Source organism: Streptomyces sp. NPDC042371, assembly GCF_056437465.1.
The window spans coordinates 40,954-67,091 of sequence record NZ_JBWKAP010000005.1 but is presented as its reverse complement, the minus strand read 5'-3'; the positions used below and the strand labels follow the sequence as shown (position 1 = coordinate 67,091).

Genomic DNA, 26,138 nt, shown 5'->3' with positions numbered 1-26,138 from the left:
TTCCTCCCTCATGGTTCGTCCAGCGCCCCCGAGCTCAGTCGGACAGGTCATTCACGTACTGCCCGAAAGGCACGGCGTGCGCCAGGGCCGTACGTTTCCACTCCCGGTACGGAGCCGGATCGCCCTCGTACGCCTCGCGGCCGATCTGAGTCCCGTCCGGGCGGAAGTTCAGGTGCGCGATGCGGGACTCGTCGAACATCCACCAGTCACGCCCCGAGAGCGGCAGGCCGAAGTCCTCCCGCGTCACGTCCAGGACGCGGATGTCCTCTCCGGCCGCGATGTTGCCGGGGATTCCCCACGCGAACTGGTACCGCTGGTAGTCCGTGAGCGGTCGGCGCACGACGCGGACGCGGCCGATGTGTCGGCCGGACTCGACGTATCCGCGCACGCGTTCGTGCCAGCGGGCGTTGTGGCCGGAGGGCTTGGTCTCGCCTCGAAGGAAGCGGGCGACGTTCTCCTGTTCCTTCGGCATGGTGTACGTCGGCTGCGCCTCGAACCGCCACGCTTCGTGGGTGAAGGCGTCGAAGAACCGCCGCCAGTCCTCGCCGTCCAGCGGCATGGGCCGCCCTCCTCAGTCAGTCGGGTCGCTTGCCGAACAGCTCCCAAGAGCGACTGCTCTGCTGGATTGATCACTTGCGGCTCGTTCTGACACTCAGGTAATCACCGGCCGACGGTCCATGGGTACCGTGGAGAGGCGGGCATCGTGAAAGCCGTGAAAGAGCTGTCGGAGCTGTCGGGAGATTCGCCATGCCGTCTACTTCGCGTACGCCGAACCGCAAGCTCAGCGCGCTACTTGACCAGTCGGGGTGCCAACGGCAGGAGCTCGCGAGGGCCATCAATCGGGTGAGTGTCCTGGCGGGCTTTCCGTTGCATCTGACCGGTCAGGCGGTCTCCAACTGGATCAGTGGTGCCAATAAGCCAAAGGACCAGGTCAAGCCCCTGTTGCTGGCGGCACTGTCGGAGAAGTGCGGCCGTCCGATCAGCCATGAAGAAGCTGGCCTGGAGGCGCACGCGTCCGCCGCTGGAGGCGAGCAACACCTCGACACCGTCGAGCAGTTGCTCGACTTCGGGCGGGCGGACATGGACCCGTCCCGACGTGGCGTACTCGCCGCCGGGGTGTTCTCGGCAGCGCTGGCCGTCCCGGTCTTCGGCAGTCCGTACGCGCACGCCGATGAACCGGTCGCACCGGGCAAGGCCACCACCCGCATCGGCGCTTCGCAGGTCGCGAGCGTGCGCCGCACCACTGGACGCATCGCCGACATCCTCGACGAGGACGGCGCCGGGCATGCCCGGCCCATGGCGGCGGCGTACCTCGTGAACACCGTCGCACCCTGGCTGCGCGCACAGGCCACCGTGCAGGTGGGGAACGACATGAAGGCCGCCGCGTCCGACCTGACCTATCTCACCGGCTGGATGGCGATGTACGAGAAGGACCACGTCGTCGCCCAGCGCTGGTACTTGAAGGCGCTCGACCTGGCCGACAAGGCCGAGGACCACGTCACGTACTGCCGCACCCTGCGCGGCATGTCGCTCCAGATGACGAGCCTGCGATACGGGCAGAAGGGGTTGGAGTTCGCCGACTCCGCCGCCGAGGCCGCCCCGAAGGCCGGACCGCGGCTGGTCGCGTTCCTCCGGGGGCAGCAGGCCCACGCCGCTTCCATGGTCAAAGACCGCAGGCAGGCCCACCTCCGGCTGCGCGAGGCGGAGGACGCCCTCTCCAAGGCCGACAATCGCCGGGACGCGGTCGGTGGGTACGACCGGACGGCGTGGCTATTCCACGTGTCGCATGTGCTGTCGGAGGAGAACGATCTGCGCGGCTCCATCAAGGCGTTGAAGGAGTCCATCGAGGTACAGCCAGCGCAGGAACGCCAAGGCCGGGTGCATTCGTACGCGCTGCTCGCGCAACGTCAGCTGCAGCTCGGGCACGTCGACTCGGCGTGCCAGTCGTGGGGACGTTTCCTCGACGAGTACGAGAAGGTGTCATCGGTCCGCGGAGACGATCATTTCCGTACGATGCGGGAGAGCATGCGCCCGCACCGGACGTCGCACGGGGTCCGGGCGCTGGCCGAGCGGGCCCGCGAGGTCGCGACGCTCAAGGCGTAGGTCTCGGGAACTGCGGCAGTGTCGCGCCGAAGGCCAGCTCGATCTCGCCGAACTGGATACCGGCCCACTGCTCGCTACTGTCCTCCTTGACCGGGAGCCTCGTCACCTCGGAGTAGAAGGCTGCCCGCTTCATCGCGTAGGGCACGGGAGTGCGGGCAGGGCGCGGTTGGGGGAGCAGCACACCAGGGCCAGGGACAGAAACGTGGGGCGTTCCAGGTAGCAGCCTTGGGACACGTCCCGTCCCTGGGCGAGCTGCTCGGCAGCGGATTCGACGAGCATGGCGAGGCGCCCACGATTTCGTCCGCCTTCGGAGTCGAACCTGACTGCGTACTTGTCCAGTTGCTCTCCGAGCCAGTCCGCGGCCTCCTTCGGTTCCTCCCAGGTTCCGCGGACCAGCTTCTCCGGCTTGATCAGCCAGTACGCCGTCTCCAGCGGTGGTAGATCCACGACCGGAAACTCCGCCTTCACCTCTCGGTGACGCAGCACGAGATCGGGGCGGCTTCCGTCCGGGGGTGGGTGCTGTGGCGGAGGCCGTCGCAGCGCTTCATCGTCGTACCGCTGTTTGGGACCGGTCCACACATATCCGTGGTGGTGCACCTGCCGTCCCCTTTGGGGAGTACGGAGTGAGGGGAAGTCCGGCCGGTCACCACCCCGTGCAGGGAGCGGAGTCCGGCCGGAAGGGCGTGAGCCGTCAGGCGGAGAGCCCGAACCTCGCCGGGTCGATGCCTGCGGCGTCCAGTTCATCCGTGGTGAAGCGCAGCGGTTCGGCGCCGGGCCGCTTGCTGTCACCCAGGGCCCAGGCGCCCTCGCCGATCTTCGCGAGGGTCACGCACGACTCACCGTCCGGGTGAGTGTTGCCGCCGCAAGCCTTGTTGTAGACGACGGATTCGGTGATGAGAAGGCTGTAGATGTCGGTTCCGGGCATGGTTCACCTTCCGGTTGCTGAAGTGGTGTGCCCGCCCGCGCACCTGCCGAGCGGTCCTGCTTCAAGGTAGGGACCGTGAAAATCGGCACTCAATGAACTTCTACGTACTTGCATCGCTTCACTTGAGCGCGTCGATGGCTGAGGCGATGAGCTTCCTGGCAGCACTCCCGTAAACGGCAATGCCTGCCAGCTCGGTGAAGCTATTCGCGTAGTCAGCGATCTCTCGCGGCTGCGTCACGGTGAGACCGGCGGATACCAGCTCGGCGGAGACCTGCTTCACGTCGTAGATGGCGAAGGACTCGGCAGGCCACGCGTTGCCCCGCACAATCCCCATGGGGATCACGCCGAGGCTCACGGACGGGGTGGCCGTCAGACCGATGAGGTGGACGAGCTGGTTCGCCATGGTTTCCGGCGAGCCGATCACGGACCGCAGAACCCACTCCTCGATCAGGAAGGCGAAGCGGCGTCCTCCGGTGTGCAGGATGTGCTGGCGGCTCATACGGGCGGTCACCGCGTCGTCGATGTCAGCAGAGACTCCCCGCAGTGCAACGACCGTGCCGAGCATGGCTCGCGTGTAATGCTCGGTCTGGAGCAGGCCAGGGACAACTTGCGACTGGTAGAAGCGGAACCATCGGGTTCGCAGGAACAGCGGCAGCACGGATTCCTGGACACGTTTCAGACCAGCGCTTTCCACGCGGCGCCACTCGACATACATGCCGTCGATGCCGCGGGCCGTCGCGATGAGGTCTGCAGTCTCGTGCTGGGCGCGACAGATTCGGGTCCACGTTCGGATGTCCTCATCCGAAGGTGAGGTCTTGCCGTTCTCGAGTCGTGAACTCTTCGACTCATGCCAACCAGCCTCCGCTGCCAGAGCACGACCTGTCAGGCCGGATGCCTTACGGATTTCGCGTAGGCGCTCCCCGAGTGCGTCTCTGGCTTGCCGGACGCTCGGTGGCAGCGAAGGCGGAAGCACGCAGTATCAGCTCTACTGGCTCAGACCGGCCTGTACGCCTCGTGCGGAACGGCCCGTTCCCACACTGCCTCGAAGGCCGTGCGGCACAGCTGGACCACTTCAGGTGCACATGACCGTTCCTCGTCTCCCTCGGGAGACAACTCTCCATCACCCGTGAAGTGCAGGAAGAGGACGAGGCTGTCGTCGAAGAGCCAGAAGTCGTTCCCCGGGAGTGCGAGATCCGACGCCTGGCGACGCGGCAGCCAACGGACGATCTCACCGGCTGCCACGTTGCTCGGCGTCAGGTGGTGCTCGTAGCGCAGGTAGTCACTCATCGGCTCCGAAAAGACCCGTGCACGACGAACTTCCACTCCGCGGCCGGTGATCTCCTTCATAAGCGACAGCCACGGCCGCGTCTCGGGTGGACGCAGTGGTGGAACGCTCAGGGGAGCCTTTGACCAGGTGACGAAGTCCTGGTCGGAACGCATGTAACCGTCCCGCATCTCAAGATGTACAGCAGAACGCTTGGTCTGCCGGAACAGCTCCTCAAACGTCGGCTCCACGGCCACCGCTCACCTCCGGGAAGAACTTCACCATGTACTTCGGGATCTCCACGACCGTCTCGTGGTCCGGAAGGTCCATTTGTGAGAGGCGCTCATCGTCGAGGACCTTCAGCCCCTGGACCAAGTACCGGTCCATCACGTCGTCGTAGTAGATCGTCGCGGACTTGCCCTCGGGAGAATTCGGGTCCTTGCCCAGCATGCGCAGCGCCATGGTGACCACCTCGTTCGTGGAAGACGATCTCTGCGTATGAGCTTGCGCCCAACTCAGCGCGTGCGCAGTGAACTTGCACGAACTTGCATGACGTTCGTGCTCCGTGGGCGCGGCGCATGCGTAGATGTTCAACGAGCGGCAGCGTCAGCGCGCCAGGTGGTTCCCTGCGAGTGCGGTGATGAAGGGGGCCCACGCGGTCGCCGGGAACGCGAGGGTGGGGCCGTCCGTCATTTTGGAGTCCCGGACGGGGACGATGCCGGGGGTGCCGTCGGCGATCTCGACGCAGTCGCCGCCATCACCGTTGCTGTGGCTGCTCTTGCGCCACACAGCAGTGCTCAAGTCAACTTCGTGGCTTGCCATTTCGGTAATCCTCAGCCGCATCCTCGATCATGGCGAGGGACGCCTCCGGCGGCAGTGCGGCGGCCCTGAGCCGATCGTATGCCTTCCGATACGGCTTCACGAGGGCCGGATCGTCCACGCACTGGCCGTGGTACGGGCCTTCCGTGTACATGAGCGGAGGCGCGTCGTCGAACTCCATGAACTTGAGCGTCAGCCCCATGAACGGACGAGTTGGGGCGTTCCACAAGAGGATCTGTGGAACGATGCGGCGGCGTTTCGCCAACGCTGCGATGTGGTCGAGCTGTTTAGCCATCTCCTCCGCTGGCAGAAGCGGCTCCTGGAGTAGGGACTCGTGCAGGATCGTCCAATACTCCGGCATCTTCGGGTCATCGAAGAGCTTGGCCCGCTGCAGTCGGGCGTCGATCTTCGCCTCGACCTCCTCCGGAAGGTCCAGCGGATGTGTGGAGTGGATGACCGCTTGCGCGTACGCCTTGGTCTGCAACAGCCCGGGAATGAGGGCGTTGTTCCACTCCTCGATCATCCGTGCCCGCGGCTCCGCCTCCATGACCGGCACGAAGTACTCGGCGTGCGCACTCTTCCGGGCCTTCCGTACGTCCGCGCAACGTCGCTCGAAGAACCCGTCGGTCACCAGGAACTGGTCCACATGGCGGGCCAGTTCCAGCGGCATCCGCCGCTCGCCCCGCTCGATCCCACTCAGATACGACGCCCCGTAGAAGCTCCCCTCCACCGTCTCCTGGAGCGTGCGCCCCGCCGCCTCCCGCTTCCAGCGCAGTTCCTTGCCATAGAAGGCGGGCACGCTCGCCGAGCCGTCGATGTCCTTGCGTACCGCCACAGTTGACCGCCTTCCACACTTCGCACTGTGGAACCCAAACCCCTGTCACGTTACGCCGCCCCCACGCCACTGTGTGACCGCATCGTCACAGAGCGCTCGGAAGGCGTACCCCCATGCAAGAACCACCCCCCACCTCCCCGGACTTCGAACTCTCCCTGCTCGCCGTCCCCAAAGCCGTGCCCGAAATCCGCCGCACCCTGAGCAGTCACCCCCTCGGCAGCCCCCACCCCGACGTCCAGCTCTGCGTCAGCGAACTGCTCAGCAACGTGATCCGGCACCTCGGCGAGGGAACGCCCGTCACCGTCCGCCTCACCACCTCCCGCGACCGGATCCGCGTGGCCGTCACCGATCCGGACCCCCGCGCCTGGCCCCTGCTCCGCAGCGCGGGCCGCGACGACGAGACGGGAAGAGGGCTCGCCCTGCTCGACGCCGTCTCGCTGCGGTGGGGCGTCGAGCAGGGGCCCGACAGCAAGACCGTCTGGTGCGAGCTGGGGGAGGGGTAGACACGTGCTGCGTCGCCTTCTGGCCCGGCTGCTTCCCGGTACGGGTACGCGTCGTGCGCCGACCCTGAGGGAGGGCCGACCGGAGACCCGTCCCGGTGCCCGGGATCTCCGCCCCCGCAGCCCGTACGCCCGCGAGGCCACCGAAGACCGCACCGTCGACGTCACGGGCGCCCCGCTCACCCGCCCCTACCTGGGGGCCCTCCGCCCTGCGGAGCCGTACGGCATCCTGGCGCCATGAAGACCATCGGCCTCATCGGCGGCATGAGCTGGGAGTCCAGCGCCGAGTACTACCGGCTGCTCAACGAACGCGTACGTGAGCGGCTCGGAGGGCTGCACTCCGCGCGCTGCGTGCTGTACTCCGTCGACTTCGCGGAGATCGAGCGGCTGCAGGTGAAGGGGGAGTGGGAGCGGGCCGGGGACGTACTCGCCGCTGCCGCCAGGGGAGTTGAGGCCGCCGGTGCCGACCTCGTCCTCATCTGCACCAACACCATGCACAAGGTCGCCGACCAGGTGCAGGCCGCGCTCTCCGTGCCGCTGCTGCACCTCGCGGACGCCACCGCCGAGGCCGTGCGCGCGGCGGGCGTCACGCGCGTGGGGCTGCTCGGGACCGCGTTCACCATGGAGCAGGAGTTCTACCGGGAGCGGCTCGCCAGTCATGGGCAGCTTGAGGTGTTGGTTCCGGACCAAGCTGGGCGGGACGTCGTTCATCGCGTGATCTACGAGGAGTTGTGCCTCGGAATCGTGCGGGAGGATTCGCGTGCCGCGTACCAGGAGGTCATCGGCGCGCTCGTGGACGCGGGGGCCGAGGGCGTGATCCTCGGGTGCACGGAGATCGAGCTGCTCATCGGGCAGGCGCACAGCCCGGTGCCGGTGTTCCCCACGACCCGGCTCCACGCGGAGGCCGCGGTCGATGCGGCGCTGGCTCCGTCCCCACCTCCGCCCGCATGACGGAACAGCCGTGGGGCCCGCCTCTTCCCGGACTTCAGGAGGCGGGCCCCACCAGGGCGTTCACGCGTCGCGCGGTGTCATCGCGCGCGCTCACTCCTCGACCGTCAGTCCCTTGCGGAGCTTGACGAGAGTGCGCGACAACAGGCGCGAGACGTGCATCTGCGAGATGCCGAGCTCTTCGCCGATCTCCGACTGCGTCATGTTGGCGACGAAGCGGAGGGAGAGGATCTTGCGGTCGCGCGGAGGCAGTTCGGCGATCAGCGGCTTCAGCGACTCGACGTACTCGATGCCTTCGAGGCCGTGGTCCTCGTAGCCGATGCGGTCCGCGAGGGCGCCTTCGGAGTCGTCCTCCTCGGGCTGCGCGTCCAGGGAGCTCGCCGTGTAGGCGTTCGAGGCGGCCATTCCCTCGACGACCTCGTCGTTGGAGATGCCCAGGCGCTCGGCGAGCTCGCCCACCGTGGGGGCGCGATCGAACTGCTGGGCGAGCTCGTCGCCCGCCTTGGCGAGGTCCAGACGGAGCTCCTGCAGGCGGCGCGGGACCCGCACCGACCAGCTGGTGTCGCGGAAGAAGCGCTTGATCTCGCCGACGATCGTCGGCATCGCGAAGGTGGGGAACTCCACGCCGCGGCTGAGTTCGAAGCGGTCGATCGCCTTGATGAGGCCGATCGTGCCGACCTGGATGATGTCCTCCATGGGCTCGCTGCGGGAGCGGAACCGGGAGGCCGCGAACTTCACCAGAGCGAGGTTCAGTTCGACCAGGGTGTTACGGACGTACGCGTATTCGTGCGTGCCTTCCTCAAGCGATTCGAGGCGCTCGAAGAGGGTCTTGGACAGGGCCCTCGCGTCCAGCGGCGCCACCTCGTCGTACGGCGGGATCTCCGGAAGGCCCTCGAGGACTTCGTGGGTGTCCTGAGCGCCATCGTGGGCATGCTGAGCCTGTACGGGCTCGTGGGCAGGACCCGGGATCTCGGTGGCGGAGCGGTGCGGCGGGAGTGTCGACGTCGCCTGGTCAGTATGCGATTCGTCGAGCCGGGGTGACATGGTGTCCTCCATCGTTCTCGGCATATGGCTGCCGATGCCAATACGTGCACTGCGGTGTGCGGCGCCTCCAAAGCCGTCCGTGTCGATTGCTGTCCCTTCTACCCCTACCCGCTTCCGCGCTCCGGTCGCAAGTGCGTTCTGTGGCTAAATGTCCGAATTCGGGGGGATGTTCGGGTACCCCGGAACGCCAGGAGGGCGTAATGTTCAGGGGCGTCATCAACAGCCACGACGGTCGGAAGAGAGAGACGGCATGGACCGCGGGACGGTCGGCAGCGCACACAGGGGCCGGCTTCTGGTCGAAGTCCGGAAGGTGGGGACGAGTGCCGTCGTGACCCCGGCGGGTGAGTTGGATCACCACACCGCCGATGTGTTGCGCGAACCACTCGAGAATTGCCTGGCGGACGGCTATGCACGGCTTGTCGTCGATTGCTCACGCCTTGAATTCTGTGACTCCACGGGGCTCAACGTGCTGCTCGGAGCCCGGCTCAAGGCCGAGGCCGCGGGCGGCGGCGTCCATCTGGCCGGGATGCTTCCGGTGGTCGCCAGGGTCTTCGAGATCACCGGGGCGGAGGCCGTCTTCACCGTCCACGAGGACCTTGAAGCGGCTCTGGGTGAGTGACCCGGTCATGGGCCCGGCACGGTCCCACGCGATGATCGCGATAGTTATGCGGCAGTTGTCGCCGTGTGATCATGGCGTTACCAGCGTCACACGGGCCGTGTCGAACTAGTGGGTGTTCTCACGGTTCGTCCGGGCAGGAGAGACCTGGATCCGCTGACAGCGGTCCTCAAAGTCAACAGTCAGAACGGCAAGCAGCCGATGTTCCCTACTCGCCCCGAGCTCTCTGGTCGTCCACAGTTCAGAGTCCTCAGTCCTCTTGTCGGTGAGGTGAAGCGCTGATGAGCACCACCCGGCCTTACTCGCCGGGCGACCGCGGCCCGGAGTCCGAGGCCGCAGTCGCGGACGCCTCCGCGGACGGGGCCTCCGGGACGCCCGCCGCCCGGCAGGTCCGCAGGCTGAGCCTGAACGGCGCGAGCGGCATCGTCCCGCTCGCCCGCGACTACACACGGCAGGCGCTCCACGCATGGGGCTGGCTGCCCGCGGAGAACGCCGACCGGCGGGCCGCCGCCGAGGACGTGCTCCTCGTCGTGTCCGAGCTGGTCACCAACGCCTGCCTGCACGCCGAGGGCCCCGACGAGCTCTGGCTGTCCACCGACGGCAAGGTGCTGCGCATCGAGGTCTCCGACCGCGGCACGGGGCAGCCCGCGCCGCGCACGCCGCACCGCGCCGGGCGGCCCGGCGGGCACGGAATGTTCATCGTGCAGCGGCTCTGCCTGGACTGGGGCGTCGTCCGCAGCCCCGGGGTCGCGGGCAAGACGGTCTGGGCGGAGCTGGGCGCGCCCGCTTAGCCCGGCTGCCCGCTCGGGGCGCCCGCCCTCTGTGGCTGGGCCTTGGCCACCGCTGTTACCCACGGTTCGTACGCGCGCCGGATCACTACGGATCCGGCGCGTCTTTTGTCTTCCCTCGTCAAGGTCCCGGGCGTACCTTGAGCGCCCAATCTGATGTGCCGTCAGTAACACCAGTAACTCCGCACCGCGGCACGCCACGACCGGCATGAGGGGACAAACGAGGTGTCGCACACGAAAAAATCGGCCGCACTCGCGCTCGCCACCGTCCTGGCCGGCGGCTCAGCGGTGCTGATGGCCGCCCCCGCCGCGCAGGCCACCGTCCAGGACGTCAACTACAAGTGCAAGACGCCGATCGGGGAGAAGTCGGCCGTCTCGCCGATCGACATCAAGAGCGTCAAGAGCGGCAGCGGCTACAAGCTCACCATGTCCTTCCAGAAAGGCGTCTCCTCCAGCCCCGTGGAGCTCGGCAAGGGCGCGATGAAGCCAAGCGCGCTGATCAAGCTGGGCGGCGCGGAGAGCGGCACGGTGCCGGTCTCCGGCGCGACGAACGCCGAGGCCATCCCCGCCAACACCCCGATCAAGATCAGTGACCTGTCGGGGACGTACACGCCCAAGAAGAGCGGCAAGGTCACCTTCACCGCCGGGGTCCTCACGATCAAGGCGCTCGGTACGACCACCACCTGCAACCCGGCCAACAACCCCAAGCCGTCCCTCGAACTGGACGTCAAGGGCTCCGGCGGCGGCACTGGAGGTTCCGGAGACACGGGCGGGTCCGACTCGGGCGGCTCCGACGCGACCGGCGGCTCCGGCACCACGGGCGGCTCCGACAGCGCGCCCTCGGGCGGCGAGCTGCCGCAGACCGGCCCCGCGGACTCCGCCGTCGCCCTCGGCACCCTCGGCGGGACCGTGCTGCTCGCGGGAGCGGCCGGTGCGCTCTGGCTGACCCGCAGGAACCAGGCGGCTCGCTCGCGGTAGCCCGGCAGGACCCGCAGGAAGATCAGGAGCCGCCGATGCCGCCGATGCCGCCAGAGTCGCCCCAGTCGCCCGAGCCATCGAGGTTGCCGAAGCCGCTGAAGCCGCTGAAGCCGTGGATGACGTCCTCCGCGCGGGGCGCGCTGTGCGCGGTCGCCCTGGCGGCGGTGGTGGCGGGCGCGGTGCCCGCGGTGCCCGCGTACGCGGACGGCGGCGGCTCGGCGGAGTGGTCCGTCGCGCCCTTCGCGGGCGGCGGCACACGGCCCGCGAAGGACGGGCGGCCCTCCTTCTACGCGGAGGGCACCCCGGGCGCCGTGCTCCAGGACACCCTGGCCGTCACCAACCCGGGCCCGAAGCCCCGCACGATCTCCCTGCGGGGCGCGGACGCGGGCAACACCGGCTCCGGGGCGTTCTCCGTCACCCCCGCCAAGGGCACGCCCAAGGACACCGGGGCGTGGATCACCTTCGCGAAACGCCAGGTGAAGGTCCCGCCGCGGACCCGCGCCGAGGTGCCGTTCACGCTGACCGTCCCCACGGGTGCGCTGCCCGGCGACCATCCGGGGGCCATCGTCGCGAGCGGCGGCGGCCGCACGGTGGGGGTGCGCGTGGACCTGCGGGTCGGCGGGCCGACGCTCTCGGCGCTCACCGTCGAGCGCGTCAAGGTCGACACCGACGCGGGGAGCATCGCGTACGACCTGGTCAACCGCGGCAACACCGTGCTGACCCCGAAGCTCGCGGTGCACGCGGACGGTGTCCTCGGCACCCTCATCGACCGGCCCGCGCGCACGCTGCCGGTCGAGTTGCTGCCCGGCCGCAGGGTGTCCCTGACCGAGCCGTGGCCGGACGCTCCGGCGCTCGACGCGGTCGACGTCGAGCTCACGGCCACGGCGGCGGGCGGCGCCCGCGACACCGCCACCGCCTCGGCCCGCTTCGTGCCGTGGGGCGCGGTGGCGGGCGGGGGAGTGCTGCTGCTCGCCGCGGCGGGCGGGGCGCTTCATCTCGTACGCAGACGGAGGCGACGTGCGGAGGAGGAGCGGGAGCGGGAGCGGGAGCCGGAGCCCGGGTCCGGGGCCGGGTCCGAACAGAAGCGTGGAGCACCGGAGTTGGCGCGAGCGGGGACGGGAGACGAACGGTGAACGGGAAGAACAGGCCCGGCTCGGGGGCGACGACCGCCGTGCTGGCCGCGCTGGCTGCCCTGGCTGTCATGGCTGTCATGGCTGTCGTGGCTGTCCTGGCTGTCATCGGGGTGGCGCTGCTGCCGCAGGCCTCGGCCTCCGCCGCCGATGACAAGCCCAAGCCCACCGTGAAGCTCTCCGCGTCGCAGGCGGGCAAGGGCGGCTCCGTCACCGTCAAGGGCGCGGGGTGGCGGTCCGACGCCCTGCTGATGATGCTCGTCTGCGGCCAGTCGGCCCCCGGCAAGGGCGTCGTCGGCGGCACCAACTCCTGCGCCAACTCCGACGGCCGGGCCGTCACCACGGACGGCGACGGCGCCTTCAGCAAGAAGCTCCCCGTGGCCGAGCCGCCAAAACCCTGCCCCTGCGTCGTCCACGTCGCCACCGTGACCGGCGAGAAACAGCAGGTCGACGCGGTGCTGAAGGTCGCGGGCCACCCCGTGAAGGCGCTGCCCGAGCAGGCCGGGGGCGGCAAGCTCTCCGTCCTGACGGACACCGGTCTGGAGGGCTCAAGCGGAGTGCTCACCTGGTTCGGCGCCCCGCCGCAGCGCAAGCTCGAATTCACCGTCGGCAACGTCGGCTCGGCGCCCGTGAAGAACCCGGTCTTCCAGGTCGGCACCTCCCACGGCGTGTTCGCGCCGGAGTGGGAGGAACAGCAGTGGCGCGGCACGATCGCGCCCGGCAAGAAGGCGCAGATCAAGCTGCCGGTGGAGCTCTCGGCGGGCGCGCACGGCGACTACCTGGTCTCGCTGAAGTTCGGCGGGAAGGTCCTCGCCGAGCAGCCCTGGGGCGTGGGCCGCCCGTGGGGCGTGACCGTTTTCTGGATCCTCCTCTGCATCGTCGTGCCCGCGGCCGTCTTCCGCATCGGCATGGCCGTCGTCGACCGGCTCAGGCCGAACCGGCGCCGCGCCTCCCGCTCCGGCCGCCACCGCACCGGACGCCTGGCCGAACTCGCCCGCCGCATGCCGCAGTTGAGGCTCCCGCAGGGGGCGGTCGACGCGGACCGGAAGCCCGGGACGGCCCGGGCGGCGGGCGGCTCGCGTACGTCGTCGCACGCGGCGTCCGCACCTCGTACGAACCCCACGGGGGCACCTGGCGCGAGCGGCTCCGGCGGTACGGAGTCCACGGCCGCCGCCCTGCCCTGGTTCACCCCCGACACAGACCCCGGCGCACCCGCAGGCCGGCTCTCCGCACCGTCCGACGACAGTCCGACGAAGGGAACCACGTGAGCACGCAACGACGGAGAGCGGGCGCGGCTTCGGTCGCGCTCCTGCTGGGCGGAGCGGGCATCCTGCTGACCGCGGGCCCCGCACAGGCCGCCGCAGCCGCCGCAGCCGCCGAGGCCGCAGAGGTCGCCTACAAGACGGAGTGCATCCCTCCGCCGATCTCCAACCTGCCGCCCGTGCAGGGCACGACCAAGGTGGAGATCACCGCACCGGCCACGGCGAAGGTGGGCGACGAGGTCGACGTCGTGTGGAAGACGACGCAGGCCGCGTCCAAGAACCCGGACGTCCTCGACCTGGGCGAGAACACGGTGCTGCCGACCGGCACGATCAAGCTGGCCGGCGGCCAGACCGGTGACCTGAAGATGGCGGGGGAGCGCAAGAACCCGCCCATCAAGAAGAACAGCCCCATGCTCCTCTCCGACATGAAGGGCAAGCTGAAGCTGACCGCGGCGGGCGAGGTGACGCTGACCCCGGACGCGTACAACATCAACGTCAACAAGCCGATCTCGACCGACACCAAGTGCACGCCGAAGGAGCAGGTGAAGGCGGGCGCGACGATCAAGGTGACGGCGGGGGGCGGCGGTTCGGGCGGTACGGGCGGTACGTCGGGTGGGTCCTCCGGAGGCGCCACCACCGGCGGGAACGCGGGCGGATCCTCCACCGGCGGGGGCGACGGGAAGACCGACTTCCCCGGCAAGGAGGTCCAGACCCCGTACAAGTGCAAGACGCCCATCGGCGACAAGGAAGCGACCTCGCCGGTCCAGATCAACGCCAAGAAGGACGGCGGGAGTTACGGCCTGACGGTCCAGTTCAAGAAGGCCGTGATGGACAGCCCGGCCGACATCCCCGCGGACTCAGTGAAGCCGTCGATGGAGGTCAAGCTGGGCGGGGCGGACAAGGGCACGGTGCATGTCGAGGGCCCGACCAACAAGGAGCCGATCAAGTCCGGCGACCCGATGACGATCCCCGACCTGACCGGGACGTACAAGCCGGGCGCCGACGGCAAGTCGACGCTGTCACCGGGTGTCCTGACCGTGAAGGCCCTGGGCACGACCACGACGTGCACCCCGGCCAAGACCGAGGTCTCCCTCGAACTCGACACGTCGGCGCAGCCGGGCGGGGCGGCGGGCGGCTCCGGCACGGCGGGCGGCTCCGACGCGGGCGGCTCCGGCACGGGTGGCTCCGGCACGGCGACCGGGGGCGGCTCGTCCTCGGGCGGCGGCGGCCTGGCGGACACGGGCGCCGATGACAACGGCGCGCTGCGGGCGCTCGGCTTGGTCGCGGGCACGGTGATCCTCCTTGGCGGAGCAGTCTTCACCTTCCTCCCCAGGAGGCGACGCGGCCTGCGCTGACGCTGCGCTGGCGCTGCGCTGGACGGGGCGCGGATTCCTCTGCGGGCCGCCGGTGGCTGGCCGCGCAGTTCCCCGCGCCCCTTAAGGGGCGCGTCCGCGCCGCCTCCCCAGGGGCGCGGGGAACTGCGCGCTCGGCCACGGACGGCCCGCAGGCGTCGACGAACCGCCGTAGGCAGACGCGTCTGCGGGGCTTGCCCCGGATGGCCTCTGCGGGCGGTCGGTGGCTGGTCGCGCAGTTCCCCGCGCCCCTTAACCGCACCTCCGCGGGGGAGGCGTTGTGTGGAGGGTGGCCTGGGTTCCGGTTCCGGTCAGGGGCGCGGGGAACTGCGCGAGCGGCCCATGGAGGGCCGCAGCCGCTGATGAACCGCCGTAGGCAGACGCGTCTGCGCGGACCAGTCACGGACAGGCCGCAGACGTCGACGGACCGCCGTAGGCGGGCGCTACGCGTGGCCCCGCAGCCAGCGCAGGATCGACTGGGCCATGCCCGGGGCCCGGAGGAGCGGGCCCCCGTGCGCGGGGCCTGACACCGTGCGGAGGGTGATGTCGGTCAGGCCAGCCCCGCGCTCCGCGCTCGCGAGCTCCGAGGAGTGCGCCCGCGGCACGAAGTCCCCCGTGGAGTGGACGAGGAGCAGCGGCGCGTCGTCCGCGCCGGAGGCGTGGGAGGCGACGGACAGGTCGGCCCACCGGGCCCGGCACGCCCGCTCCGCCCGCCCGGCCCCGCGGCCCGGCACGCACCCCGCAAGCCGCTCCGCGGCCCCCCGCAGCGCCCGCCGCTCGGCGGAGGCCCCGGGGCGCGCGCCGTCGCGCCACGCGCGGTGCGGGGACGCCACGGGCGACAGCGCGACGACACCGCGCGTCCGCGCCCGCCCCGCCCCGTACGCCCCGGCCTGCAGCGCGAGGTGCCCGCCCGCCGACGACCCGAGCACCAGCGGCCGCCCGCCGCCCTCCCGCAGCCGCACCCAGTGCAGCGCCGCGAGGACGTCGTCGCGCTGTGCGGGCCAGACCGCGTCCGAGGTCAGCCGGTAGTCGGTGTCGTACACGGTGAACCCACGGGCCGCGAACCACCGCGCCCACCCGCTCCAGTCGGTGTCCTTCGACCAGTAGCCGCCGTGCAGGATGACGAGCGGAGGGCCGCTGTCGCCGTACACGGTGATGTTCTGGCGGGGGTGTGCCCCGTAACGGAAGAGCTGCCCGTGCGGCGGCTCGGGGGCCGCCTGGGCGGCGGCACTCGACGACAACAGCGCCCCACAGAGGGCAACGCTCAGCAACGTACGACGCATGGCGAGATGCTGCACCGCACGGCCGCCCGCCTCCCGCGCAACGCCTCCGCACCACCTGTGCGGGTGGCGGGACGTTCCTCTGTTCGCACGCCCAGGCCTGCAGAAAGCGGAAAGGGCCGCTGCTCCACGGAGCAGCGGCCCTTCCTCACAGCGACGGGGTCAGTTGACCGAGCCCATGAGCTGCTTGACCTTCTTGCGGGACGTCCAGATTCCGACACCCGCCAGTACGGCGATGATCGCTTCGACGGCGACCGCCCCCGAATTGTTCAGGTCCACGCCCAGCTGCGGCGAGGTCAGCAGACCCGTGACGGAGTCGCCCGCGGTGACCGCGAGGAACCAGACACCCATCATCTGGGCGCTGTACTTCTCCGGGGCCATCTTCGTGGTGAGCGAGAGGCCGACCGGGGAGAGGCAGAGCTCGCCGACGGTCTGGATGAAGTAGATCGACACCAGCCACATCGGGCTGACCCGGCCGCCGTTGTTGGCGGTGTCGATCAGCGGGATGAGGAAGACGGCGAAGGAGATGCCGATCAGCGTCAGGCTGGAGGCGAACTTGACGGCCGTGCTCGGCTCCTTGCCCCGCTTGTTCAGCCAGAGCCACGCCGAGGCGACCACGGGGGCCAGCGCCATGATGAAGATCGGGTTCAGCGACTGGTACCAGGAGGTCGGGAAGTCGAACCCGAGCAGGTTGTTCGTGGTCGAGCCCTTGCCGAAGATCGACAGGGTGGAGCCGTTCTGGTCGTAGATCATCCAGAAGACGGCGGCGACCACGAAGAACCAGATGTAGCCCGACAGCTTGGACTGCTCGAGCTCCGAGAGCTCCTTGTCGCGCTTCATGCGGGCAAGGACGGTGACCGGGATGACCAGACCGGCGATGATCAGCGGCATCAGGGCCCAGTCGGCGAAGTTGCCGGTCACGCCCATGAGCGTGTAGAGCGCGGCGGCGACGATCAGCCAGATCAGGCCGTTGCGCAGGGCGGCGGCGCGCTGCTGCGGCGTCGCGGGCTGCGAGACCACGCTGCTCTGGGCGCTCAGGTGGCGCGAGCCGATCATGAACTGGGCGAGGCCCAGGGCCATGCCGACCGCGGCGAGCGCGAAGCCGAGGTGCCAGTTGACGTTCTCGCCGACCGTGCCGATGGACAGCGGGGCGAGGAAGGCGCCGAGGTTGATGCCGATGTAGAAGAGCGTGAAGCCGCCGTCACGACGCGCGTCCTTCGGACCGTCGTAGAGGTGGCCGACCATCACGGAGATGTTGGCCTTCAGGAGGCCGGAGCCGAGCGCGACGAGCGCGAGACCGGCGAAGAAGGTGGCCGAGCTCGGCAGCGCCAGCGTGATGTGGCCGAGGATGACCACGGCGGCACCGATGACGACGGTCTTGCGCGGACCCCAGAAGCGGTCCGCCATCCAGCCGCCCGGCATGGCGAGCAGGTAGACCATCGACATGTAGACGGAGTAGATCGCCGTCGCCGTCGTGGCACTCATGTTCATGCCGCCGGGGGCGATCAGGTACAGCGGGAGCAGTGCCTTCATGCCGTAGAAGCTGTAGCGCTCCCACATCTCGGTCATGAAGAGAGTGGCCAGTCCGCGGGGGTGGCCGAAGAAGGTCTTCTCGGAGCCAGGGGTACTGGCGGAGTCCTTCGTCAGGCTGGACGCCATGGGTCGATCCTCGTGGGTTCGGGACGCGCGCGGCAGGAGCGTGAGCGCGCCCGGTGGGGGGCGGTCGGCACCGTCGTCATGCCGCCCACCCCCACGCCCAGGGGGAGTTCACCCCGCAGAAGAGGCGAGGGGCGGTGACTCCGGGATCCACACCCTGGCGCAACCTCGCACTCAGGGCCCGACCACAGGTCATTCCTTTCAAGGCCGGTCGTAACCGGCCCGCACACATAAAAGAGACCTAAGGCCGCACAGCGGGCCAAAGGTCCTTGAGTAGTGCATCAGGCGTTGGGTCACCATACGACACGTCAGGGATGCATATGGAAGGACTTGAGAGATGGATCACAGGTGTCCCTGCAACCAACAGCGCACATTCAAAGGTGTTTCTGTGAATCGCTTCCCACAGCCGCAGGGCCGCACCTCCACTGTGCGATCACCGCCCTGCCGTTGTCCACTGCGGACTACCATCACCCCATGACCCGTGTACTGCTCGCCGAGGACGACGCGTCCATCTCGGAGCCGCTGGCCCGTGCCCTGCGCAGGGAGGGTTACGAGGTCGAAGTCCGTGAGGACGGCCCGACCGCCCTCGACGCAGGCCTGCAGGGCGGCGTAGACCTTGTCGTACTCGACCTGGGGCTGCCCGGCATGGACGGCCTGGAGGTGGCCCGCCGGCTGCGGGCCGACGGGCTCACGGTGCCGATCCTCATCCTGACCGCGCGCGCCGACGAGGTGGACACCGTCGTCGGTCTGGACGCGGGCGCGGATGACTACGTGACCAAGCCCTTCCGCCTCGCCGAGCTCCTCGCCCGGGTCCGGGCGCTGCTGCGGCGCGGCGCCACCGAGCCCAAGGAGGCGCCCGCCACGCACGGCGTGCGGATCGACGTCGAGTCGCACCGCGCGTGGATGGGCGACGAGGAGCTCCAGCTCACCGCGAAGGAGTTCGACCTCCTCAGGGTCCTGGTGCGCGACGCGGGCCGGGTCGTCACCCGGGACCAGCTGATGCGCGAGGTCTGGGACACGACGTGGTGGTCCTCCACGAAGACCCTCGACATGCACATCTCCTGGCTCCGCAAGAAGCTCGGGGACGACGCGGCCAATCCGCGGTACATCGCGACGGTGCGGGGCGTCGGTTTCCGCTTCGAGAAGAGCTGACCCGCACGCCTTCGGGGGCGGTGCGCGAAGTCTCCCCAGGGGCGCGGGGAACTGCGCGAGCAACCCGTAACAACCCGCAGCCGCGTCTGCCTGCGGCGCCTGACGGCGGGTGCGGCTCGTACGTGGTTGCTCGCGCAGTTCCCCGCGCCCCTAAAGGGACCCCGAGACGCGGGACACTGGTGCAATGCGCCGCAGACTGATCAACAGCACCCTCGCCGTCGTCCTCGTGGTCATCGCGGTCTTCGGGGTGAGCCTCGTCATCGTCGAGACGAGGACGATCAGCAGCAGCGCCCAGGAGCGCGTCGACTCCGAGGCCCTGCGCCTCGCCAGCATCGTCGACAGTCGGCTGATCAGCGAGGAGAAGATCAGCGGCGAGATCCTGCGCGACCAGGTCGCCACCGACCGGTACGCCCGCATCGAGATCCCCGGCCGCAAGTCCATCGAGATCGGCACCCGCCCCGGCGGCGAGGTCATCAGCGCCACCCGCCCCGGCGAGCAGGGCGAGAAGGTCACCGTCCAGGAGCCGAAGGCCGCCGTCACCCGTGAGGTCGGCAGGACCCTGCTGATCATCGCCGCCGTGGCACTGCTCGCCATCATCGCGGCGGTGCTCCTCGCCGTCCGCCAGGCCAACCGCCTCGCCTCCCCGCTCACCGACCTCGCCGAGACCGCGGAACGCCTCGGCTCGGGCGACCCACGGCCCCGCCACAAGCGGTACGGGGTGCCGGAGCTGGACCGCGTCGCCGACGTCCTCGACTCCTCGGCCGAGCGCATCGGGCGGATGCTGACCGCCGAGCGGCGCCTGGCCGCCGACGCGTCACACCAGCTGCGCACCCCGCTGACCGCGCTCTCCATGCGCCTGGAGGAGATCACCGTCACCGAGGAGCTGGACACGGTGAAGGAGGAGGCGACGATCGCGCTGGCGCAGGTCGAGCGCCTCACCGACGTCGTGGAGCGGCTGCTCACCAACTCCCGCGACCCGCGCACGGGCTCCGCCGTCGCCTTCGACCTGGACGAGGTCGTCAAGCAGCAGCTTGAGGAGTGGCGCCCGGCCTATCGCAGCGCGGGCCGCGCCATCGTCAGCTCCGGCAAGCGGCACCTGGAGGCGGTGGGCACGCCGGGAGCGGTGGCCCAGGTCCTCGCCGCGCTGATCGAGAACTCGCTGATGCACGGTGGCGGCACGGTCGCGCTGCGTACGCGCGTCACCGGCAACCAGGCGGTCATCGAGGTCACGGACGAGGGTCCGGGCGTCCCCGCCGACCTGGGGGCGCGGATCTTCGAGCGGACGATCAGCGGCCGCAACTCGACGGGTATCGGCCTTGCGGTGGCCCGGGATCTGGCCGAGGCCGACGGGGGCCGCCTGGAGATGCTGCAGACACTGCCGCCGGTCTTCGGGCTCTTCCTGTCCCGTACGCCGCTCTCACGGAGCACGGACAGCGAAGCGGAAGACAAGACGATCCGCTAGGAACGCCGCACGACGGGCTTCTCGTCCGTCTCCTCCAGGAACGATTCCGCATGCGCAACGGTGGTCTCGCGGACGGGCAGGGCCTTGAACACCCAGGTGCGGTACGACCAGAAGCGGAAGAGCGTCGCGATGGCCATGCCGAGGAACTTGAAGAAGTTGGCCTCAAGGCGGCCGTCCCAGCCGAACCAGTACGTCGCGGCGTAGAGCACGCCGTTCTCGATCACCAGGCCGACCGCGCTGAACAGCAGGAACAGCGTGAGTTCCTTGGTGCGGCCGCTCTTGTCACGGTCCTTGTACGTGAAGTAGCGGAACCCCACGTAGTTGAAGGCGATGGCGACGATCGTGGCGACCACGCTCGCGCGCACCACGTGGAGATCGGTGACGTGCCGCACGAGGTTGAAGACGGCGAAGTTCACCAGGGTTCCGACCGCCCCCACGGCCCCGAACTTGGCAACCTCGCGCCCCAGCCTGTCCAGCCGCACGCGCACTGGGCCCCGTTCTGTCATGGTGTCGCCCCAGCCCCCGTCGATTGCGTACCGGTCGTTCGTGCCGGTCGTTCGTACCGGTCGTGTACGTGCCGACGGATTGGTGATTCGGTCGTGTCGACCCAGCCATGCTAACCAGCGGCCCCCACGGGCGCGCGCGGGTGCCCGGACTCTGTGGCGCCGCTGTGACAGGAGGGGGCGCGGAGCGCGGCTTCCGGCCGTTCCCCGGTGGCCGATACCGGCCGATACCCTGGGGGCGTGACGTTCCCGGTAGTCGGCATGGTCGGCGGCGGTCAGCTCGCCCGCATGACCCACGAGGCGGGTATCCCCCTCGGCCTGAAATTCAAGCTCCTCAGTGACACCCCGCAGGATTCCGCGGCGCAGGTCGTCAGCGATGTCGTCATCGGCGACTATCGCGACCTGGACACGCTGCGTGAGTTCGCGCGGGGCTGCGACGTGATCACTTTCGATCACGAACACGTACCCACCGAGCATCTACGGGCCCTGGAGGCGGACGGCATCCCCGTCCGTCCGGGGCCCGACGCGTTGGTGCACGCCCAGGACAAGGGTGTGATGCGCGCGAAGCTCACGGAGATCGGAGTGCCCTGTCCGCGCCACCGGATCGTGAAGGACCCGGCCGACGTGGCCGCCTTCGCGGCCGAGGGCGCGACGGACGGCGGCGACGGCTTCCCCGTGATCCTCAAGACGGTGCGGGGCGGCTATGACGGAAAGGGGGTGTGGTTCGTACGTTCCGTCGAGGACGCCGAAGACCCCTTCCGGGCCGGTGTCCCGGTGCTCGCCGAGGAGAAGGTCGACTTCGTGCGCGAACTGGCGGCGAACGTCGTCCGCTCGCCGCACGGCCAGGCCGTCGCCTACCCCGTCGTCGAGTCCCAGCAGGTCGACGGCGTCTGCGACACGGTGATCGCCCCGGCGCCCGGCCTGGCCGAGGGCCTGGCGGGCGAGGCTCAGGAGCTCGCGCTGCGCATCGCCAAGCAGCTCGGCGTGGTCGGACACCTCGCGGTCGAGCTCTTCGAGACCCCTGACGGCCGCATCCTGGTCAACGAACTGGCGATGCGCCCGCACAACTCCGGCCACTGGACGCAGGACGGCGCGATCACCTCGCAGTTCGCCAACCACGTCCGTGCCGTGCTCGACCTGCCGCTCGGCGACCCGCGCCCGCGCGCCAAGTGGACCGTGATGGCCAATGTGCTCGGCGGGGACTACCCCGACATGTACACCGCGTACCTGCACTGCATGGCCCGCGACCCGCAGCTCAAGATCCACATGTACGGCAAGGACGTGAAGCCCGGCCGCAAGGTCGGTCACGTGAACACCTACGGCGACGATCTGGACGAGGTGCTCGACCGCGCCCGTCACGCAGCCGGCTATCTCAGAGGAACGATCACCGAATGACCGCACCTGTTGTTGGCATCGTCATGGGCTCGGACTCCGACTGGCCGGTGATGGAGGGCGCCGCCAAGGCACTCGACGAGTTCGAGATCCCCTTCGAGGTCGACGTCGTCTCCGCGCACCGCATGCCGCACGAGATGATCGCGTACGGCGAGCAGGCCGCGGACCGCGGCCTCAAGGCGGTCATCGCGGGCGCGGGCGGCGCCGCCCACCTGCCCGGCATGCTGGCGTCGGTGACCCCGCTGCCCGTGATCGGCGTACCGGTCCCGCTGAAGTACCTGGACGGCATGGACAGCCTCCTGTCCATCGTGCAGATGCCCGCGGGCGTCCCGGTCGCGACGGTCTCCGTCGGCGGCGCGCGCAACGCGGGCCTGCTCGCGGCCCGCATCCTCGCCGCGCACGACGCCGAACTCCTCGGCCGCATGCGGGAGTTCCAGCAGGAGCTGAACGACCAGGCGACGGAGAAGGGCAAGCGGCTCCGGGCCAAGGTCGAAGGAGCGGGTTCCGGATTCGGCTTCGGCTCGGGAAAGTGATCGCATGACATCTCTCGACGAAGCACGCGCGCTCCTCGCCGACTTCCCCGTCGTCGACGGCCACAACGACCTGCCGTGGGCCCTCCGGGAGAAGGCGGGCTACGACATCGACAAGCTCGACATCGCCACGGACCAGCGGGGCAGTCTGCACACGGACATCGCCCGGCTGCGCGCGGGCGGCGTCGGCGCGCAGTTCTGGTCGGTGTACGTGCGCACCGACCTGACCGGCGACGCGGCGGTGAGCGCGACCCTGGAGCAGATCGACTGCGTCGAGCAGCTCCTCACCCGCTACCCCGCCGACCTGGCCCGCGCGCTGACCGCCGCGGACATGGAGGAGGCGCGCTCGCAGGGGCGCATCGCCTCGCTGATGGGGGCCGAGGGCGGCCACTCCATCAACAACTCCCTCGCCACGCTGCGGGCGTTGCACACGCTCGGCGTCCGCTACATGACGCTCACGCACAACGACAACATCGCGTGGGCGGACTCGGCGACGGACGAGCCGGGCGTCGGCGGTCTCTCGCCCTTCGGCCGCGAGGTCGTGCGCGAGATGAACCGCGTCGGCATGCTGGTGGACCTCTCGCACGTGGCGGCGACGACGATGCGGGCGGCCCTGGACACCTCGGTGGCGCCGGTCATCTTCTCCCACTCGTCCTCGCGCGCGGTGTGCGACCACCCGCGCAACATCCCGGACGACGTCCTGGAGCGCCTGCCTGCCAACGGCGGCGTGGCGATGGCGACCTTCGTCCCGAAGTTCGTCCTCCAGGCCGCGGTCGACTGGACCCAGGCCGCCGACGAGAACATGCGGGCCAACGGTTTCCACCACCTGGACACGACGCCGGAGGCGATGAAGGTCCACGAGGCCTTCGAGGCGACGACCCCGCGCCCGATCGCCACCGCCGCGACGGTCGCCGACCACCTCGACCACATGCGCGAGGTGGCGGGCATCGACCACATCGGCATCGGCGGCGACTACGACGGCACGGCCTTCACCCCGTCCGGCCTGGACGACGTGGCGGGCTACCCGAACCTGGTCGCGGAGCTCCTGGACCGCAACTGGTCCAAGCCCGACCTCGCGAAGCTGACGTGGGAGAACGCGGTGCGGGTGCTGGGGGCTGCGGAGGACGTCTCCCGGGACATCAGGTCCCGACGGGGCCCGTCGATCGCGACGCTGGCGCAACTGGACGGCTGAGATGGGGCGCCCCGTAAGGGGCGTGGGGAACTGCGCGAGCAAGCGAAGCGTGCCCGCATCCGCGAGAAGACCCCCGCAGACGCGTCTGCGGGGGTCGCGCCGTGGGCCGCCGACGGGTCATCGACGGCTGAGAGCGCAGTTCCCCGTGCCCCTTGTGGGGCGCGAACGGTGCCCTCTCCCTGAAGTCAGGGAGAGGGCACCGTTGCCGTTGAAGCGCCGCAGGCTACGGCAGGTTGCGCGCCATCACGATGCGCTGGACGTGGTTGGTGCTCTCGTAGATCTGGGTGCTTTACAGCGAACATGGCTCTGACCTGGGGAGACACCCCCTCTGTGGGGTGCTTCCCCAGCATTTCCCCATGATCGAGAAAACAACCCCCTTGGGGCCTTTTTTGCCCCGCCGGTCACGCATGGGCCACGTGGCCATCCCGGTGTGCGGCTGCTTCCCTCCCTCCCTCACGGCTGCGGCATGCCGCAGCCGTGCCGAGTTTCCTGTTCTCTCAACTGGGCCACCTTGACCCGTGTGTCACGGCGTCGCGAGGATCGAACAGGACAACAACCTGTGCAGGGGGTCAGCCAGTGAAGCTCAACCAGCTCGCAAGCGAGTGCGACGAGGGGCCGTGCCCGACCGTGTGGGCGGTAGAGGGCACGGGGAGCGTCTTAGTGCAGGGCTTCAAGGTGGATGACGAGGAAGCGCTCATCACCATGCAGCTACCGAACAACGAAACCGCCGTGCGTATCCCTATGTCGCTGATTCTGAGGGTGGCCCGTGAACATCTCGCCTGACGAGTTCGGAAAGCTCTTCACGGAGTTTCAGCGGGAAGCGTTCCGGCTTGAGACCCTGGACGACTACAGCAAGTCGGGCGGGGTCGACGCTTACCACGCATTCTTGGCCGGTAAGCCGCAGCCGGAAGAGTACAAGTCAGCCGGTTGGGTCACGACCGTACGGGATGCCACACAATCCGGTAAGCGCATGTATCGCGTGCACATCCTGGCTCGCCCCTTGAGTGATTACCTGCGGTTCGAACTCGGTTGGGGTTACGTCCGGAACCAGGAAGCCGGGGAAGAGTTCTTCATCCTCGACACCACCGAACAGTCGAACCCGCTAGAGGGTGTACCGGACTTCTGGGCCTTCGATGAACACTCGGTCGTGACTATGCAGTACGGCGACGGCGGAGAGTTCCTAGGTGCAGAACTGATCCCCGAGGAGCAGGCGCAGGGATGGCTAGAGCGTCGAGACGCAGCCTTGAGTAACGCTGTACCGTTCCGCGACTGGTGGGAGCAGCACAAGCCAGCGTGAACAACATCAATATCGGTCGGGCGCTACGGGAACTGCGAGAAGCCAGCGGAAAGCAGGCTAAGGCGGTCGCCCGTAGCGCTGTCATGTCTCCGAGCAAGCTCAGCAAGATTGAGAACGAAGCGCTTTCGCCAAGTCTGATAGACGTGGAGCGCATCCTCACGGCCTTGGAGGTCTCGGAGGAGGTCAAGGCCCGACTTACCGAAGCTGCCCGTAAGGCGGCCACGGAGGCGACGGCATGGCGCATCTTGCGGCGTACCGGGCTTCACAAGCACCAGGACGAGATCCGGGCGATAGAAGCTCAAACGACCCTCATGCGGCTCTTTCAGCCGTCGTGCGTTCCTGGCCTACTCCAGACCCCCGAATACGCTCGCGCCATTCTTAGTAGACACAGTTACACGCAAGGCGCCCTAGAGAAGATGATGGGCGCACGTCTGCTCCGGCAAGAGGTCTTGCACGACACCGACCGAACCTTTCGGTTCGTGGTCACTGAGTCCGTGCTCAGATGGAAAATCGTTCGTCCCTCGATGCTGGCAGCGCAGCTAGACAAGCTCATCACCATGTCGAGAATGCCGAACGTGAGCATCGGGGTGCTTCCCCTATCGGCACCTATGACTGACTTGCCCAGTTCCTCGTTCGTTCTCTTCGACACCAACCTAGCCATTATCGAGATCCCTCATGCTGAGATCACCACTACCGAAGCCAGGGACGTCGAGCTATACGTGAACAAGTTCGATGGCTTCGAGGGTGCGGCCGTCACGGGCGAGGAAATGAGGTCCTTCGTTGCAGGGCTCCGGGACGACTTCTTGAGGCAACAGGAAACGGGCTAGAGGTCCCTCGGTGACGGTCCGAGGATGTACTCATGCCGACCGAACCGAAGAACGAAAGACAGAAGGCCCCGCAGGGTTGGCGGATGGACCCGATCCCAAGCCGTCCGGCGTACCGGGACGTTGATGGGAACATTCGTGTCCCCATGTGGTTGACGAAGAACGGTCGGCATACGGCAGACACGGAAATGATTCTGCTCCCGTCTGAGGCCGCCCTACTGGTCGACAGCCTGACGAACGCCATGAAGGAGAACTCCAGGTCGATGCTGCACGAGCTCCTTCGGGA

At 68.9% G+C, this 26,138-nt stretch carries 30 protein-coding genes and 2 pseudogenes; 18 read left to right on the top strand and 14 right to left on the bottom strand.

The window, feature by feature from the left end; all coding sequences use genetic code 11:
- Positions 1–34 precede the first annotated feature (34 nt).
- On the bottom strand, positions 35–559 hold the full coding sequence (locus tag AC068B_RS16335; RefSeq protein ID WP_478672169.1) for a DUF6879 family protein: 525 nt from the start codon (positions 557–559) through the stop codon (positions 35–37).
- A 188-nt stretch (positions 560–747) separates the two neighbouring features.
- On the opposite strand from AC068B_RS16335, the gene AC068B_RS16330 reads away from it, so the two are divergent.
- Positions 748–2,103: a hypothetical protein gene (locus tag AC068B_RS16330; protein WP_478672168.1), complete on the top strand. Its 1,356-nt coding sequence runs from the start codon at positions 748–750 to the stop codon at positions 2,101–2,103.
- Positions 2,104–2,131: 28 nt separating this feature from the next.
- On the opposite strand, the pseudogene AC068B_RS16325 reads toward AC068B_RS16330, so the two are convergent.
- From AC068B_RS16325 to AC068B_RS16285, 9 genes and pseudogenes are all read right to left on the bottom strand, one after another.
- A pseudogene (locus AC068B_RS16325) lies at positions 2,132–2,236 on the bottom strand (VOC family protein); the annotation flags it as partial.
- Complete coding sequence (locus tag AC068B_RS16320; RefSeq protein WP_478672167.1) at positions 2,233–2,700, bottom strand: hypothetical protein; 468 nt, start codon at positions 2,698–2,700, stop codon at positions 2,233–2,235. The gene AC068B_RS16320 and the pseudogene AC068B_RS16325, both read right to left, overlap by 4 nt.
- A 94-nt stretch (positions 2,701–2,794) precedes the next feature.
- Positions 2,795–3,028, bottom strand: coding sequence for a DUF397 domain-containing protein (locus tag AC068B_RS16315; protein ID WP_478672165.1), 234 nt, complete (start codon positions 3,026–3,028; stop codon positions 2,795–2,797).
- A 118-nt stretch (positions 3,029–3,146) separates the two neighbouring features.
- Positions 3,147–3,743 carry a DUF5753 domain-containing protein gene (locus AC068B_RS16310; protein WP_478672713.1) on the bottom strand — a complete coding sequence of 199 codons (597 nt, stop codon included), beginning with the start codon at positions 3,741–3,743 and terminating at the stop codon, positions 3,147–3,149.
- A gap of 45 nt (positions 3,744–3,788) precedes the next feature.
- Positions 3,789–4,001: pseudogene (locus AC068B_RS16305) on the bottom strand (helix-turn-helix domain-containing protein); the annotation flags it as partial.
- Positions 4,002–4,021: 20 nt separating this feature from the next.
- A complete protein-coding gene (locus AC068B_RS16300) occupies positions 4,022–4,549 on the bottom strand; it encodes a DUF6879 family protein (protein ID WP_478672164.1) in 528 nt (175 codons plus the stop codon).
- Positions 4,527–4,754: a hypothetical protein gene (locus AC068B_RS16295; protein ID WP_478672163.1), complete on the bottom strand. Its 228-nt coding sequence runs from the start codon at positions 4,752–4,754 to the stop codon at positions 4,527–4,529. The genes AC068B_RS16300 and AC068B_RS16295 overlap by 23 nt, the downstream gene beginning before the upstream one ends.
- Before the next feature lie 144 nt (positions 4,755–4,898).
- Positions 4,899–5,114 carry a DUF397 domain-containing protein gene (locus AC068B_RS16290; RefSeq protein ID WP_478672161.1) on the bottom strand — a complete coding sequence of 72 codons (216 nt, stop codon included), beginning with the start codon at positions 5,112–5,114 and terminating at the stop codon, positions 4,899–4,901.
- Positions 5,095–5,946 (bottom strand): helix-turn-helix domain-containing protein, encoded by an 852-nt coding sequence (locus AC068B_RS16285; protein ID WP_478672160.1) that lies wholly within the window; start codon positions 5,944–5,946, stop codon positions 5,095–5,097. Before AC068B_RS16285 ends, AC068B_RS16290 begins: the two co-directional genes overlap by 20 nt.
- A gap of 113 nt (positions 5,947–6,059) precedes the next feature.
- On the opposite strand from AC068B_RS16285, the gene AC068B_RS16280 reads away from it, so the two are divergent.
- The 3 genes from AC068B_RS16280 to AC068B_RS16270 are packed head-to-tail and all read left to right on the top strand — an operon-like array spanning position 6,060 to position 7,397.
- Positions 6,060–6,449 carry an ATP-binding protein gene (locus AC068B_RS16280; protein WP_478672159.1) on the top strand — a complete coding sequence of 130 codons (390 nt, stop codon included), beginning with the start codon at positions 6,060–6,062 and terminating at the stop codon, positions 6,447–6,449.
- Between the two features lie 4 nt (positions 6,450–6,453).
- Positions 6,454–6,687: a hypothetical protein gene (locus AC068B_RS16275; RefSeq protein WP_478672157.1), complete on the top strand. Its 234-nt coding sequence runs from the start codon at positions 6,454–6,456 to the stop codon at positions 6,685–6,687.
- Positions 6,684–7,397 carry an aspartate/glutamate racemase family protein gene (locus AC068B_RS16270; protein WP_478672156.1) on the top strand — a complete coding sequence of 238 codons (714 nt, stop codon included), beginning with the start codon at positions 6,684–6,686 and terminating at the stop codon, positions 7,395–7,397. Before AC068B_RS16275 ends, AC068B_RS16270 begins: the two co-directional genes overlap by 4 nt.
- 90 nt (positions 7,398–7,487) lie before the next feature.
- Here the strand turns inward: AC068B_RS16270 and AC068B_RS16265 are convergent, their stop codons facing one another.
- Entirely contained in the window at positions 7,488–8,450 is a 963-nt protein-coding gene (locus AC068B_RS16265) for an RNA polymerase sigma factor SigF (protein ID WP_356262864.1), read from the bottom strand.
- Between the two features lie 238 nt (positions 8,451–8,688).
- Between AC068B_RS16265 and AC068B_RS16260 the strand changes: the two genes are divergently transcribed.
- The 6 genes from AC068B_RS16260 (at position 8,689) to AC068B_RS16235 (ending at position 14,567) form a co-directional block, all read left to right on the top strand.
- Entirely contained in the window at positions 8,689–9,057 is a 369-nt protein-coding gene (locus AC068B_RS16260; protein ID WP_478672154.1) for an STAS domain-containing protein, read from the top strand.
- Between the two features lie 278 nt (positions 9,058–9,335).
- Positions 9,336–9,845, top strand: a complete 510-nt coding sequence (locus tag AC068B_RS16255) for an ATP-binding protein (protein WP_478672152.1) — start codon at positions 9,336–9,338, stop codon at positions 9,843–9,845.
- A gap of 222 nt (positions 9,846–10,067) precedes the next feature.
- Positions 10,068–10,820, top strand: a complete 753-nt coding sequence (locus AC068B_RS16250) for an LPXTG cell wall anchor domain-containing protein (protein ID WP_478672151.1) — start codon at positions 10,068–10,070, stop codon at positions 10,818–10,820.
- 83 nt (positions 10,821–10,903) lie between these two features.
- Entirely contained in the window at positions 10,904–11,953 is a 1,050-nt protein-coding gene (locus tag AC068B_RS16245) for a COG1470 family protein (RefSeq protein ID WP_478672149.1), read from the top strand.
- Positions 11,954–12,021: 68 nt separating this feature from the next.
- Positions 12,022–13,218: a hypothetical protein gene (locus AC068B_RS16240; protein ID WP_478672712.1), complete on the top strand. Its 1,197-nt coding sequence runs from the start codon at positions 12,022–12,024 to the stop codon at positions 13,216–13,218.
- A complete protein-coding gene (locus AC068B_RS16235; protein WP_478672148.1) occupies positions 13,215–14,567 on the top strand; it encodes a hypothetical protein in 1,353 nt (450 codons plus the stop codon). Before AC068B_RS16240 ends, AC068B_RS16235 begins: the two co-directional genes overlap by 4 nt.
- Before the next feature lie 440 nt (positions 14,568–15,007).
- Here AC068B_RS16235 and AC068B_RS16230 read toward each other — a convergent pair whose 3' ends face one another.
- Together AC068B_RS16230 and AC068B_RS16225 are read right to left on the bottom strand one after the other, a co-directional pair.
- Positions 15,008–15,847 (bottom strand): alpha/beta hydrolase family protein, encoded by an 840-nt coding sequence (locus tag AC068B_RS16230; RefSeq protein ID WP_478672146.1) that lies wholly within the window; start codon positions 15,845–15,847, stop codon positions 15,008–15,010.
- Positions 15,848–16,006: 159 nt separating this feature from the next.
- Complete coding sequence (locus AC068B_RS16225) at positions 16,007–17,503, bottom strand: peptide MFS transporter (RefSeq protein WP_478672144.1); 1,497 nt, start codon at positions 17,501–17,503, stop codon at positions 16,007–16,009.
- Between the two features lie 471 nt (positions 17,504–17,974).
- Here AC068B_RS16225 and AC068B_RS16220 point away from each other — a divergent pair, with 471 nt between their 5' ends.
- Both AC068B_RS16220 and AC068B_RS16215 read left to right on the top strand, forming a co-directional pair.
- Positions 17,975–18,652: a response regulator transcription factor gene (locus AC068B_RS16220; protein WP_055567988.1), complete on the top strand. Its 678-nt coding sequence runs from the start codon at positions 17,975–17,977 to the stop codon at positions 18,650–18,652.
- Positions 18,653–18,836: 184 nt separating this feature from the next.
- Positions 18,837–20,114: an ATP-binding protein gene (locus AC068B_RS16215; RefSeq protein ID WP_478672142.1), complete on the top strand. Its 1,278-nt coding sequence runs from the start codon at positions 18,837–18,839 to the stop codon at positions 20,112–20,114.
- Here the strand turns inward: AC068B_RS16215 and AC068B_RS16210 are convergent.
- Complete coding sequence (locus AC068B_RS16210) at positions 20,111–20,620, bottom strand: GtrA family protein (RefSeq protein WP_478672140.1); 510 nt, start codon at positions 20,618–20,620, stop codon at positions 20,111–20,113. The two genes, AC068B_RS16215 and AC068B_RS16210, sit on opposite strands and share 4 nt — an antisense overlap.
- 237 nt (positions 20,621–20,857) lie before the next feature.
- Here AC068B_RS16210 and AC068B_RS16205 point away from each other — a divergent pair, with 237 nt between their 5' ends.
- The 6 genes from AC068B_RS16205 (at position 20,858) to AC068B_RS16180 (ending at position 25,855) form a co-directional block, all read left to right on the top strand.
- Positions 20,858–22,012 carry a 5-(carboxyamino)imidazole ribonucleotide synthase gene (locus AC068B_RS16205; protein ID WP_478672139.1) on the top strand — a complete coding sequence of 385 codons (1,155 nt, stop codon included), beginning with the start codon at positions 20,858–20,860 and terminating at the stop codon, positions 22,010–22,012.
- A complete protein-coding gene (gene purE, locus AC068B_RS16200; RefSeq protein WP_468563268.1) occupies positions 22,009–22,542 on the top strand; it encodes a 5-(carboxyamino)imidazole ribonucleotide mutase in 534 nt (177 codons plus the stop codon). The genes AC068B_RS16205 and purE overlap by 4 nt, the downstream gene beginning before the upstream one ends.
- Before the next feature lie 4 nt (positions 22,543–22,546).
- Positions 22,547–23,731, top strand: a complete 1,185-nt coding sequence (locus AC068B_RS16195; RefSeq protein ID WP_478672137.1) for a dipeptidase — start codon at positions 22,547–22,549, stop codon at positions 23,729–23,731.
- A gap of 576 nt (positions 23,732–24,307) precedes the next feature.
- A complete protein-coding gene (locus AC068B_RS16190) occupies positions 24,308–24,514 on the top strand; it encodes a hypothetical protein (RefSeq protein ID WP_478672136.1) in 207 nt (68 codons plus the stop codon).
- On the top strand, positions 24,498–25,028 hold the full coding sequence (locus AC068B_RS16185) for a DUF6879 family protein (RefSeq protein WP_478672135.1): 531 nt from the start codon (positions 24,498–24,500) through the stop codon (positions 25,026–25,028). The genes AC068B_RS16190 and AC068B_RS16185 overlap by 17 nt, the downstream gene beginning before the upstream one ends.
- Entirely contained in the window at positions 25,025–25,855 is an 831-nt protein-coding gene (locus tag AC068B_RS16180; protein ID WP_478672134.1) for a helix-turn-helix domain-containing protein, read from the top strand. Before AC068B_RS16185 ends, AC068B_RS16180 begins: the two co-directional genes overlap by 4 nt.
- Positions 25,856–26,138: the final 283 nt, after the last annotated feature.